This window comes from Paraglaciecola hydrolytica (assembly GCF_001565895.1).
Taxonomy (GTDB): Bacteria; Pseudomonadota; Gammaproteobacteria; order Enterobacterales; family Alteromonadaceae; genus Paraglaciecola; species Paraglaciecola hydrolytica.
Window position 1 is genome coordinate 449,443 of sequence record NZ_LSNE01000003.1, and the last position, 12,605, is coordinate 462,047.

Consider the following 12,605-nt stretch of genomic DNA (forward strand, 5'->3'; position numbering starts at 1 on the left):
GGATTTTTTTTAGATGTAAAATTGATTACCGTATTTTTAACAGTATCTCTGTTAAATTTTAGTTAGCATAAACACTATTCAAAAAATAAGGTTGATTACGTACTCAATGACAAAATCTAACCAACAAATATCATCCATCGTCATAGTAGGAGGGGGCACAGCAGGCTGGATGACAGCCGCAGCGCTAAGCCAACATTTTCAACACATGCCGGTTAATATCACCTTAGTGGAATCATCTCAATTAGGTACGGTTGGCGTGGGTGAAGCGACGATCCCTACCTTAAGACGTTTTTACGCCAAACTTGGCTTTAGTGATATCGATGTGATCCGCGCCACTAATGCTACCTGTAAACTAGGCATAGAGTTTCAAGATTGGCATTCACTAGGTAGTTCGTTTATTCACCCTTTTGGTTTATTTGGCGTACCGGTTAAAGACACACCTTTTCATCATTATTGGCTCAAAACACGACAACTAGGCCAAAACAGTGAATTAGCCGCTTATTCTTTGGGCATTAACTTAGCCCAAAAAAATAAGTTTTGTTTCCCCTCACCCTCCCCCGAATCCAACTTACAAATCTTTGATTGGGCTTTGCATTTTGATGCCGGATTGTTTGCCGAACTGATGCGCAACTACGCGCTTAAAAACCAAGTTGGATTGGTCGACAGCAAAATAACCGAAGTAATATGCCTGCCAGATAATGGCAATATTGCCAGTTTGCAGCTAGAGAATGGGCAAAGTATCGCGGGTGATTTGTTTATTGACTGCTCAGGTTTTGCAGGTTTGTTAATTGATAAAACCTTAAAGTGTGGCTATGAGGACTGGAGTGAGTGGTTGTATTGTGACCGCGCTTTTGCGGTGCAAACTGAGTCAACTGCCAATCCTATCCCACGTACAATTGCTAAGGCACACAGCGCAGGCTGGCAATGGCAAATCCCTTTGCAGCATCGTACTGGTAATGGCCACGTTTATAGTAGTCGTTATATGAGCGATGAAGCTGCCTTACAAACGCTGATCCAGCATTTACCCGGCGAAGCTTTACATACACCGCGGCAGTTTTCGTTTACGCCAGGACGTCGCAAAAAAGCCTGGGAAAAAAATTGCATTGCTGTGGGATTAGCAGCGGGATTTTTAGAGCCTCTCGAAAGTACCAGTATCGCTTTAGTCGAAACCGCCATTGAAAAAATCATCTTGTCTTTCCCCACTGCGCAGTACAGTCAAAATGAAGTGGAACGTTTTAATACGGTGACAGCTTGCGAATACGAACGAGTGCGAGACTTTATTATTTTGCATTATAAGGCTAATCAACGCAGCGATTCGGCCATGTGGCGGGATTGCCGTGCGATGTCTGTACCTGATTCGCTACAAGAAAAAATGCAGATCTTTAAAGCAGTGGGTTCGCTTGAACGCAAACCTTGGGAGATTTTTGGCCCAGATAGTTGGTTAGCCATTTATGCTGGTTTTGATTATTTGCCTGAAACATACTCTGCTCAAGTTGATAATATGCCTAACGATTATTTATTGAATAATTTAGCTAACATGCGCGCTAGCATTAATAAAATGGTCGATGCTGTACCCACCCATGTAGAGTTTTTAAGCCGTTTTTGTGCTTATGCGAGTAAAGACTAAAGTGAATATGTTTATCCTACGGCTGCTTGGATGTAAGTGATGCAACCCACTCAAGATCCCATAAAAAAAATAGTCATTGTTGGTGGCGGCACTGCGGGTTGGATCGCTGCCGCAACACTTGGCAATATATTTAAAAATTCAGACTTAAAGATTGAACTAGTGGAGTCTGAAGAGATCGGCATTATCGGTGTGGGCGAAGCAACCATCCCCCCTTTTTTGGCAGCCATTAAAAGTTTAGGGATTGATGAAGTTGACTTTATACAAGCCACTCAAGCGAGCTTTAAATGGGGCATAAAATTTGAAGATTGGCGGCAAAAAGGCGAGGCCTTTTTTCATCCCTTTGGCAGCATTGGCCGCAGCATAGACGGTCACGATTTTTATCAGTGTTGGTTAAAAACCCAAGCAGAAGGTGATACAACGCCCTTAATGGCCCACTCGCCTGAGGCAATGCTGTCAGAAAACGGGCGCTTTTTTTTGCCGTTTAATGCCATGAATACCCCTTTAGCCAATGCCCAATATGCGCTGCATCTTGATTCTGCTCTCGTCGGACAATATTTACGTCGCTTTGCTGAAAACTTGGGTGTTACTCGCATCGAGGGCAAGGTTGAACGAGTTGAATGTAAACCCTGTGGTGATATCAACAGCGTAAGCTTAGTCTCAGGCCACGTGTTAACTGGCGATTTTTTTATTGATTGTTCAGGTTTTCAGGGCTTGTTAATTGAGCAAACGTTAAAGTCGGGTTACGAAAATTGGTCAGAGTATCTACCCTGTAATCGAGCTGTCACTGTACAGACAGAAAATGTAGGGCCGCCACCGCCTTATACAGTGGCTACTGCGCGTGATGCGGGCTGGACATGGCGCATACCTTTGCAACATCGTACGGGAAATGGTTATGTCTATTGTGACAAATATTGCACAGACCAAGAGGCTATTGATACTTTACTAAGTGCGGTAGAGGGTCCGACATTAACCGAGCCAAGGGTGATCCCTTTTGTAACGGGAATTCGCAAAAAACCGTGGAATAGAAACTGTTTAGCTCTAGGCTTAGCTCAAGGATTTTTAGAGCCATTAGAATCAACGGCGATTCATTTAGTCTCAAAAACCTTGGCTTTATTTGTGCGCATGTTTCCAGATAACCAACAAGATCCCATTCAGATTGATGAGTTTAATCGCCGTGTATTACTTGATTATCAAGAGATACGAGACTTTTTAGTATTACATTATTGTACTACGCAGCGCAGCGATACACCTTTTTGGCGCCACTGTGCCAGCATGCCGATTCCAACAAATTTGCAGCAAAAATTGGCGTTTTTCTCTGTGGCAGGAGGCTTAATTCCGGGGGTAGAAGAGTTATTTCAACCCAACAGTTGGTACTCGATTTTCACTGGTATGGGCGTGCAACCGCAGCGTTACAATCCAACCCTTGATGCCCTCGATTATGGCAAACTCCACGTATCGCTACAGCGCGGACATCAAGCAATTATGCAATGTGTGCAACAACAGCCAACACATCAGGCATTTTTGCAGCAATACTGCCCTGCACCTAAACCAAGTAATAAGTTATAAAGGCTCTGCCTGACAGTGCATAGTAATAAACTGTTGGTGACTCAAGCTTTGACTCGCAATTCCATCAAGGTTGTTACGCATCTGAGCGAGCTTTTGTTCGAGTACAGCTAAGGTGACGACATCGGCTCGAGGGTCGTAACGGCGAGCTTTAAAATTGAAGCCGTTATACATGGCCAACCAGCTCGCAGACTGAAAAGATTCATTATCCAACAATACGATATGCCCGCGACTTTCATAGAGCGCCATTTTATGGGCGAGGGCGTCAGGGATTTCCATTGCCTGACATTGACGCCAAAACTCGCTGTCACTACGTTGGGATAGTTTGTAGTGCAAGATTAAAAAATCTCGAATGTTTTCCATCTCACGGTTGTGTAATCGGTTCACTTCGGCAATGTCGGCAGGATTAAATTCAGTATCCGGAAAAAAGCTCAGTAATTTCGCAATAGCCGTTTGCACCAAGGAAATACTAGTACTTTCAAGAGGCTCTAAAAACCCACTAGCAAGGCCGATGGCAAAACAGTTTTTGTTCCATATCTGTTTACGCCGGCCGGGTGTGAAACTCAGTTTACGCGGCTCATTTAAGGGCTTGCCAGTGACGTTAGCGAGGAGAGTATTTTTTGCATCGGCATCGTCTTGAAATTGGCTGCTATAGATATAACCGTTACCCATACGATGCTGTAGCGGAATAGCCCATTGCCAACCTGCTTCGCGCGCTATCGAGCGCGTAAAAGGGTTAATCTCGCCTGTTCGCTCGGTTTGCAGTGCGTACGCACTGTCACAAAACAACCATTTGCTCCAATCTTCGTAGCCAGTATGCAGGGCTTGTTCAATTAATAAACCCTGAAAACCCGAGCAGTCGATAAACAAATCGCCGGAAATCTCGCGGCCATCCTGCAAACTGACTGACTTAATAAAGCCGTTGCAAGACTGCAAATTAACCTGCTCAATTTTTGCATCTATATGTACTACGCCTAAATTGACAGAGAACTTGTTTAAATATTTAGCATACAGACTGGCATCAAAATGATAGGCGTAGGAATAATCCGCTAAGGGCGAAGGTGGATTGGGATGGGGTTGTGCAAATTTACCTTTTTTTGCCATTACACAAGCAAAACTATAGTCTTCTAGCTTGTACTGAGCGCCGTTAGCAACGAGACGGTTAATGTATTGATGGAATTCAACATTGTCTATTGTCAGTCCAAAATCAGCAAAAGGATGAAAAAATTGTGTGCCTTGTTGCTGCCAATTTTCAAACTGAATACCAAGTTTAAAGGTAGCTTGAGTCGCTTTGATGAGTTCTTGTTCATCAATACCCAGTTGGCGATTAAACTCAACAATGTTAGGGATAGTGGCCTCACCTACTCCAACCGTGCCGATTTGAGAGGACTCAATTAAACACACTGACAGGTTTTTACCTTGTGCATATTTAGCCAGACTTGCTGCCGCCATCCATCCAGCTGTGCCACCACCAACAATGACGATATTTTTTATGGATTGTGGCATGCAGTAGTATTCCTAATTTACGTGAATAAGTGAGTTTAGCGATATGATTTATAATCATAAAATCAGCTTTTATCGCTACACTTTATCCACTTCAGTTTTATTTAGATAACGACAAACCTACATTAAAAATGTAAGTGTTTAAACAGTAAATCGATCTGATGCAGTATAACTTGGCCACTTATAATGACAACGGTGTCAGTGTTTTTAAACACCTACAAACAATAAAATGCTCAAAGTCAGCAGAGGCAGTGATTTCATTAACTAAGTGGCACAACAAAATTAAGTCATTGTTACTTAAAAAAAGTAATGACAACGCTGTCATTTAATTGTTAGACTGTATGACATACAGACAAAAATAGTAAATATTATTGTTACAACATGCAGGAGTGATGTGAGTGACTGCTCAGCAACAGTTTTTTATTGGCATAGATGGCGGTGGAACTAAATGTAAAGCCCGTCTGGAAGATGCTAATGGTACTTTATTAGTCGAGGCTATCGCAGGTCCGGCAAACGCCGCGCGGGACCTCGATGGCACCTTACATTCCATCTATATGGCCTGCGACATGTTGCTTAGTCAAGTGGCCGATCTTAATATTTCTTATGCTCAAATCCATGCCGGTATTGGCTTAGCGGGTGTAAATCTCCCTCACGTTAAAGAAGAGCTACTGGCGCGTAAACACCCCTTTGCGAGTCAGGTTATTAGCACTGATTTACATATCGCCTGTTTAGGTGCTCATAGTGGTGAAGATGGCGCCATTATCATTACGGGGACAGGGTCCTCTGGCGCATCAATAGTGAATAACAAGTGTATTGAAATAGGCGGTCATGGCTTTGTAGTCGGCGATAAAGGCAGCGGTGCTTGGTTAGGGAAAATGGCCGTTACTCATAGCCTTGAAGCTTTAGATGGCATTATAACGCCATGCATTTTGTCCCAAAGTGTATTAGACGTTTTGCAATGTAAAACGGCTTATGATCTAGTCACTATGAGCATTAATGCTAAACCGGCTTTTTTTGCCCAACTCGCTCCACTAGTACTTAATTTGGCCACAGATAAACAACCTGCAGCAATAACATTAGTAAGTGATGGTGCTAACTATATCAGCCAGTTAGCAAGATGTTTAATGCAGCAGGCGTCATCCCGTATATCTATTATTGGCGGTATTTCAAGTTTATTAATTCCATGGTTGGCTCCTGATGTTCGAGCCATTCTAAGTGATGCAAAATTACCACCTGAAGCCGGTGCAATTTTGTTAGCAAAAACTAATTTAACACAGTGAGAATCTAAAATGACTAGCAGTATTATGGCCCAAGAGGCAGCTCAAGCCCCCAGCGTTATCGCTCAGCAATTACTCAATAATGCGACTATATGTGAAAACCTAGCGACAAAAATCCGCGAGTTTAATCCTGCATTAGTTTATATCGTAGGGCGTGGTTCTTCAGATCATGCTGGCGTGTTTGCTAAGTATTTGATTGAAGTCGAAATGGGCATACCGGTGAGTTCATCGGCACCTTCGGTTAATAGTATTTTTAAACAAAATTTAAAATTGAATAAAGCCTTAGTATTAATTATCTCCCAGTCTGGTCGCAGTCATGACATTCTAGCTCAAGCTAATTCGGCCAAAGCATCTGGCGCTTTAACTGTCGCTTTAGTTAACGATACGACCTCTCCTTTAGCTGAACTTGCTGACGTAGTCTTACCATTATTGGCTGGACAGGAATTAGCTGTTGCAGCAACCAAGAGCTATCTCGCAACCTTAAGCGCTATTTTACAATTGGTTGCTTATTGGAAGAATGATACCGAATTGAAACAAGCTTTAGTCGCTTTGCCTGACGCTTTGGCGCAAGTAATTAAACAACCACAACAACTAAACAGTGAGTTTGTGGCTAAACTAGCCCATTGTGTCGTGCTTGGCCGTGGTTTTGGTTACGCTATTAGCCGCGAAATTGCCTTAAAACTTAAAGAAGTCTGTGCAGTGCACGCCGAGGCTTTTAGCAGCGCTGAATTTTTACATGGTCCGGTAACCTTAGTGGAAAAACGTTTGGCAATTGTTGATGTTTTTGTGGCTGATGAAACCACCGATGCCCATAACTTAATGATAAAAGATGTAGCCAGTCGTGGAGCACAGCTAATTCAGTTAAGCTCCAATATTGCAGGCTTACATAAACGATGTATGCCCTTAGCCATTTTGCAGCGTTTTTATCTAGATGTTGAACAAATAGCCCTTAGTATGGGCTTTGACCCAGACAAACCTGCTGGGCTTAAAAAAGTAACTCAAACTTTGTAAAGCAAGTACGCAAAAGTGATTAAAAGATGAAACAGACATTTTACGCAGCTCAACTATTTGACGGTGATGAATTCAGGCAACACCAGTGTATTGAAGTGCTGGATGGAAAAATAATCGGACTATCTAGTGGCTCTGCTGAGCAAGCAGAACATCATATCGATGGATTATTGGTACCAGGTTATATTGACGTACAAGTGAATGGCGGCGGTGGGGTGTTATTTAATAACCGCCCCAGCCTTGCAAGCCTTGTTACCATGTCACAGGCTCATCAAGCTTTTGGTACGACCAATATGTTGCCTACGCTGATCACTGACGCTTATGCAACTATGTTGGCAGCAGCGGATGCCATGGCTGAGGCGATTGCCAGTAAATTAGTTGGCGTTTGTGGTATTCATTTTGAAGGGCCTCATTTAAGTCAACCTAAAAAAGGGATTCATCCACAAAACCATATTCGCTCAATCACGGATAAAGAGCTGGCACTGTTTACTCGCCAAGATATGGGCAAGGTGATTGTTACTTTGGCGCCAGAAAATGTATCCCCAGATGTGATTAGCGAATTAGTTAAACGGGGTGTTTTGGTGTGTTTAGGGCATTCTAATGCCAGTGCCGAACAAGTAGAGCTAGCTCTACAAGCCGGTGCCACTGGTTTCACGCATTTGTATAATGCTATGTCTCCCTTAACGGGTCGTGAAGCAGGTATGGTTGGCACCGCCTTGTTAAACGACAAAGCTTTTTGTGGATTGATCGTTGATCATCATCATGTCAGCCATGCAAGTTGCAAACTAGCGATTAAGTGCAAAGGTACTGAGCAAATTATGTTGGTCACTGATGCGATGTCTCATGTGGGCAGCGAACAACTCACCGAAACATTTTTAGATATGGAAATCACACGGCAAGGCGACAAGTTAACCATTGCTGGAGGCACTCTGGCTGGCTCTGCCTTAGATATGGCCAGTGCGGTACGTAATACTCACCAGAGTTTAGGGATACCATTGGCCCAGGCCCTACAAATGGCCTCTTTAACGCCAGCAAAGTTTCTTGGATTAGATCAATCATTCGGTCGTATTAAAGCAGGTTATGCTGCTGATTGGCTTAGCTTAAATGCAAATTTAGATGTTAAGCAAACTTGGCTAGCAGGCAATCAAATTTATAAGGCTTAAGCATATGTTTGGGCCCACCCTTCGCTAAGTTTACTTCTTTGGCTTTGATGCCGATAAAGGTAGTAAGGATGCTGAGTGATGTCCGAATTTATTAATCATAAGGATTGTCGGAATAATTTACATAAGCTAAATATTAAGTTTCACCAAATTACTTAAGGTATTGTTAATATACAATATTATTTAGTGGAACGATTTATGCTGAACAACTACTGAAGTTATTACAGATAGTGTTTATCTGTTGTTTGAGGAAATTCCTTGTAGTTTAAGGTGATATTATGTCTTGTTTAACACGAAATATGCAAAATCAACTCAGCCGTTATTTACAAAAAAATAGTGCTGAGTTCTCAAGTTGTGATGCAGAAGGTATAAGGGTTGCCTTGGTGAGTAAAGGGGTGTGCCCTTCTGACGTGACAGCCGATCAGGTGAGCGTAATCCTAAAACAACTAGAAAACCGATGAGTTTAATTAATTGCTACCATAGCTCTTTACAGTAATGGCTTTGCGCCAGTTGTAGCCTAAATAGCGATTGATTCACTAAAATATTTATTAAAATCCAAACGGTATTCACTGGCGACCACTGCTTTTTCGATTTTAGTGTTACTGCTTTTACTCAGATCGACTTCTGTCGGTGGGAGATAATGACTACCTCTGACCGAATAAAAAACTTTGACCAAGGGTTTGGTTGAATGCACTGGATGTTGTTTTATCACCATGGCAATTTTTTCGTTATTAAGCCTGACTAAACTACCCACCGGATACACTCCAATACACTTAATAAACTTTTTCACCAGCTCTAAATCGTATTTATCGGGCGCGTCCTGCAAGATAATTTGCAATGCTTTTTGTGATGGCATGCCCGGTTTATAACAACGCTCTGCAGTGATGGCATCATAAGTATCAACGATGGCGATCATGCGCCCAAATAAACTGATATCGTCACCTCTCGCTCCTTCAGGATAGCCATAACCATCAAGTCGTTCGTGGTGCTCACTTATTGTTCTGATGATAGATTCGGGCAGGCCTAATTCCGTCAGTACTTTTGTGCCGAAATAAACATGATCGCGCATGATGTTCATCTCTTGATCAGTCAGTTTCCCTGGTTTATGCAAGATGGAGTCAGGGATCTTAATTTTACCTATGTCATGTAAAAAACCCGACAGAGCTAATTCTTGTACTTCTTCTTCACTTAACTCCACATGGTTAGCAAAGTTTGCCAGCAAGATGGCAACATTCAGCGAATGCTCAAGCAAATAGGAATCTTTTTCCCGGATTTTTGTCATGCACAACAAGGCATTAGGATTACGGTCAATGGACGATACTAAGTTACCGGTAAACTCTTCTGGGATCGCCAAATCCAAGGGCAAACTTTTAGCCACACTATCAAACATGCGTTTTTGAATAGCCTTACCTTTAGTATGTAAGGCTGCGGCGACAGCAATTTCCTGCGCAAAAGATATTTCTGCAGGAGGCTTAACCGTTGTTTCTGTTGGTAATTCTTGAGCAGGTTCTGATGACCCAGGCAGTTGTTTACTTAAGTCAATAACAAGAGACATGATGCCTTGTTTTCTTAAACTTGTAATTTGCTTATCGTTTGAAACTCGGCCGCGACTGGTAATTTTCATATTACCTTGTTGTGCCGCGATGGAATCAACAAACATGCCTTTTTGCAGTTCTTCTATGCTGATGGTTTTTAGCACTAATTGACTTCTCTTCTAGGTCTATCAGACATTATGGTTTGTCTATAAATACAAATTGTTTGCGAATGTCACATTAACAAGTCATTCATATTATTCACTTAAAAGGTTAATTTCCATAATATTTCAGCTAAATCTGGTTGCCATTGGAAATCTTTTAGCTTTACTCGATGATTAAGTACCACAATGTTATCTTGTTGTAACAATCCAGTTTGAGTTTTAGCTTCCTCTGAGCCCTTTGGAAAAGCTAACTGGCCGTTTGACCTAAGAACTCTATACCACGGAAGATTAAGTGTATCGGGTACCTGCGCCAACACTTTACCGACTAATCTAGCGCGACCAGGTAGACCGGCCAAATCCGCAATTTGTCCGTAAGAAGCCACTTTTCCCGAAGGTATTAAGATTACAGTTTGCCAAATACGTTGTTGTTTCGATGCCATATTGTTTTGTTGGCGCTTAAACGGTAAAAAATGGATAAATGGTCTGAACATGCTCCAATGGTGTAGATTTCGCTACTTTTTTCGCCTGACGGAAATGGGACAAGGCTGACGGAGTAATATAGCCACAGATTAATTCGAGCTCATTAAGACGTACACCTTGATCAACCAGATAAGCAATATAGGTTTGGCGTATAACCTCCAGCGAAATGAGGTCAGGTAATTCAAGCTCAGCATCATAAGCGGTGTTTATTATGTGTTCGTTTAAATTGCTCATATTCATTGTGTTAGACCATATCGATGGATTATCAGTATGGTTATCACATTGTTTGGCTAATAGGGTTGCCAACTCCTGTGGAATATTGAGTTTGCGAGTAGATACTCCATCTATACACAATTGAGCATCAGTTATCGCAAAATCTGATTTTTTTATATTCTCAATTTCGTCTAATGAAACACCACAAAATAATAAGCCTATGAGCAACTTACCTTGAGTATTCGCTGCTTCGTATAGCGCTTTACTTTCATTAATACTTAGAAGTCGCAATGAAGGGGACTGAGCTATTCCAAGGGTAGCGGCTGCCATTTTTTGCTGCTCTAATTTGTAGTGTTGCTCTGCCATTAGCATTGGATCAGCAGAAGAATATTGTGGCACAACAACAATATTAGGAGTGTCATTTTTTTCAGTAGGAGGTCTGACGATATAACTGAAAATAAACAGTGCAAGTAGAGATAAAATTGAGGCCAATATTAAGGCAAAAAAAGTATCTCGCCAATAATCGGGGCCGATTGGAAATTCAGCTCGACTCGCCGGTTCGAGCACCATTATTTTCACTTCAAATGGTTTAGCCAGTTCTATTTCTACTAACTGTGCATGTAAAGTTTGTTTTTGTAATTGTAGGTCGTCAAGTTCCGTGCTTAAACGTTTATATTGATCTAACTGTTGATTAAATTGCTGTGCAAGCTTCCGTTGTTCAATTAATTGAGTTTGCGTCAAAGATACTTTTTTAGTAGTGGTGTCGAGATTGCGTTGACTGACTTGTAAATAGGTTTCTTGGCTGTTTTTAATTTGTTGTTCGAGCGTGTTTTCAAGCCCCTCTTGTGCTTGTTGTTTTGCCACTATTAAGGGATCTCTCGCCATATATTCTGCCGTATACTTATCACTTAAAGCTTTTAACTCTTCATTCAACAATTGTAGTTTTGTACGAGTTTCATTTATTGATGCTTTATCCGTAGGATCGATGATCACTTCACCTGACTTCAATGCACGATGTAAACTTTCAAGAGTAGCAAAGGCTTGGTTGTTTTCAGCTTCGGCAGTATCAAGATTGGCACTTAAGCTTTTTATTTTACTGAGTATTTGATTTTCATCCCGCACGAGCGAAATGATTTGATTATCTGCGGCATAACTTTCTACCTTAGTGCGCTGCTGATTTATTTTGAATTCAAGCTCCTGCAACCTATCTGTTAATACCTTTACTTCATCACTATTATTAGTTTGGTTTTCACCTTCCAAATTTTGAATATAAGTAGCTAACAAAGTATCTACTACCGGTTTAAGTTGCTCCTTATTTTGTCCTTTTGCTTCTATGGTTACCACATTTCCTGAATTACTGGCGTTAATCGAAAGCATGTTAATTAAATCAGGGAAATCAATGTCTATTTGATGGTTTTTCAATAAGTTATCACTTAGCCCTGCGATGACACTATCACTCATGAGGCGCTGCTGATTTGCTTCTAAATATTGTTGTAGAAAACTAGGATTTTTTTCATCTAAGGGATTAGCAGCCATAAACTGCATAATTGCTTGGCTTTGATAAAGACTAGGTCGGCTCCATATAAAAATGTTGGCCAACACAAAAATAAAAAAGAATGTACCTACTAATATTTGCCATTTCTGACCTTGCAGTCTTTTTAATTGAACCTCACGTTGTAAGGCTGCGGTATTTGCAAGGTGTTCGTTAGGTAAATAATCCACTTTTTGCTTAAAAAACATAATTCAATTCCATTTTTTGTAACCACATTCTGTAAATTACCTAAAACCGATGGATTTGTTAGTAATCTACAATATTCACTTTAGTTTCGATTATTCGTATTCAAGATGGCGATAAATTTAAACCATAATTTGAAAAACGTTCAGTAGGTAAACGATTCAAAATTGTAAAAACGACACTAAATGTTTTAGAGCAATCTTGAACAAAAGGTTTAATTTGACTTGCCGACTTTAGCATAACTACTGTTATGCGAACATATTGTGATAGAGTCAGATAAATATCTAACATTACTATATCACAGCAGTATTCTTGAACTTAATCCGATATCTTTATTGTTGCC

At 41.1% G+C, this 12,605-nt stretch carries 10 protein-coding genes; 6 read left to right on the forward strand and 4 right to left on the reverse strand.

Annotated elements, in window-relative coordinates; genetic code table 11:
- The first annotated feature begins 106 nt into the window (after positions 1–106).
- Both AX660_RS04555 and AX660_RS04560 read left to right on the forward strand, forming a co-directional pair.
- A complete protein-coding gene (locus AX660_RS04555; RefSeq protein WP_068373172.1) occupies positions 107–1,627 on the forward strand; it encodes a tryptophan halogenase family protein in 1,521 nt (506 codons plus the stop codon).
- Between the two features lie 39 nt (positions 1,628–1,666).
- Entirely contained in the window at positions 1,667–3,193 is a 1,527-nt protein-coding gene (locus AX660_RS04560; RefSeq protein ID WP_068373175.1) for a tryptophan halogenase family protein, read from the forward strand.
- Here AX660_RS04560 and AX660_RS04565 read toward each other — a convergent pair.
- Positions 3,188–4,696, reverse strand: coding sequence for a tryptophan halogenase family protein (locus AX660_RS04565; protein WP_068373178.1), 1,509 nt, complete (start codon positions 4,694–4,696; stop codon positions 3,188–3,190). The genes AX660_RS04560 and AX660_RS04565 overlap by 6 nt on opposite strands.
- 395 nt (positions 4,697–5,091) lie before the next feature.
- Between AX660_RS04565 and AX660_RS04570 the strand changes: the two genes are divergently transcribed.
- From AX660_RS04570 to AX660_RS04585, 4 genes are all read left to right on the forward strand, one after another.
- The gene (locus AX660_RS04570) at positions 5,092–5,973 is read left to right on the forward strand and encodes a BadF/BadG/BcrA/BcrD ATPase family protein (RefSeq protein ID WP_068373181.1); all 882 of its coding nucleotides are present in this window, start codon (positions 5,092–5,094) and stop codon (positions 5,971–5,973) included.
- Positions 5,974–5,982: 9 nt separating this feature from the next.
- Positions 5,983–6,981, forward strand: coding sequence for a glucosamine-6-phosphate deaminase NagB-II (gene nagB-II / locus AX660_RS04575; RefSeq protein ID WP_068373184.1), 999 nt, complete (start codon positions 5,983–5,985; stop codon positions 6,979–6,981).
- 26 nt (positions 6,982–7,007) lie between these two features.
- Positions 7,008–8,141 (forward strand): N-acetylglucosamine-6-phosphate deacetylase, encoded by a 1,134-nt coding sequence (gene nagA / locus AX660_RS04580; protein WP_068373187.1) that lies wholly within the window; start codon positions 7,008–7,010, stop codon positions 8,139–8,141.
- Between the two features lie 275 nt (positions 8,142–8,416).
- On the forward strand, positions 8,417–8,599 hold the full coding sequence (locus tag AX660_RS04585) for a hypothetical protein (RefSeq protein WP_068373190.1): 183 nt from the start codon (positions 8,417–8,419) through the stop codon (positions 8,597–8,599).
- Between the two features lie 56 nt (positions 8,600–8,655).
- Here the strand turns inward: AX660_RS04585 and AX660_RS04590 are convergent, their stop codons facing one another.
- From AX660_RS04590 to AX660_RS04600, 3 genes are all read right to left on the reverse strand, one after another.
- Positions 8,656–9,837, reverse strand: a complete 1,182-nt coding sequence (locus tag AX660_RS04590) for an HD-GYP domain-containing protein (RefSeq protein ID WP_068373193.1) — start codon at positions 9,835–9,837, stop codon at positions 8,656–8,658.
- A gap of 98 nt (positions 9,838–9,935) precedes the next feature.
- The gene (locus tag AX660_RS04595; protein ID WP_068375193.1) at positions 9,936–10,274 is read right to left on the reverse strand and encodes an MGMT family protein; all 339 of its coding nucleotides are present in this window, start codon (positions 10,272–10,274) and stop codon (positions 9,936–9,938) included.
- Between the two features lie 16 nt (positions 10,275–10,290).
- Complete coding sequence (locus AX660_RS04600) at positions 10,291–12,267, reverse strand: GumC family protein (protein WP_068373196.1); 1,977 nt, start codon at positions 12,265–12,267, stop codon at positions 10,291–10,293.
- Positions 12,268–12,605: the final 338 nt, after the last annotated feature.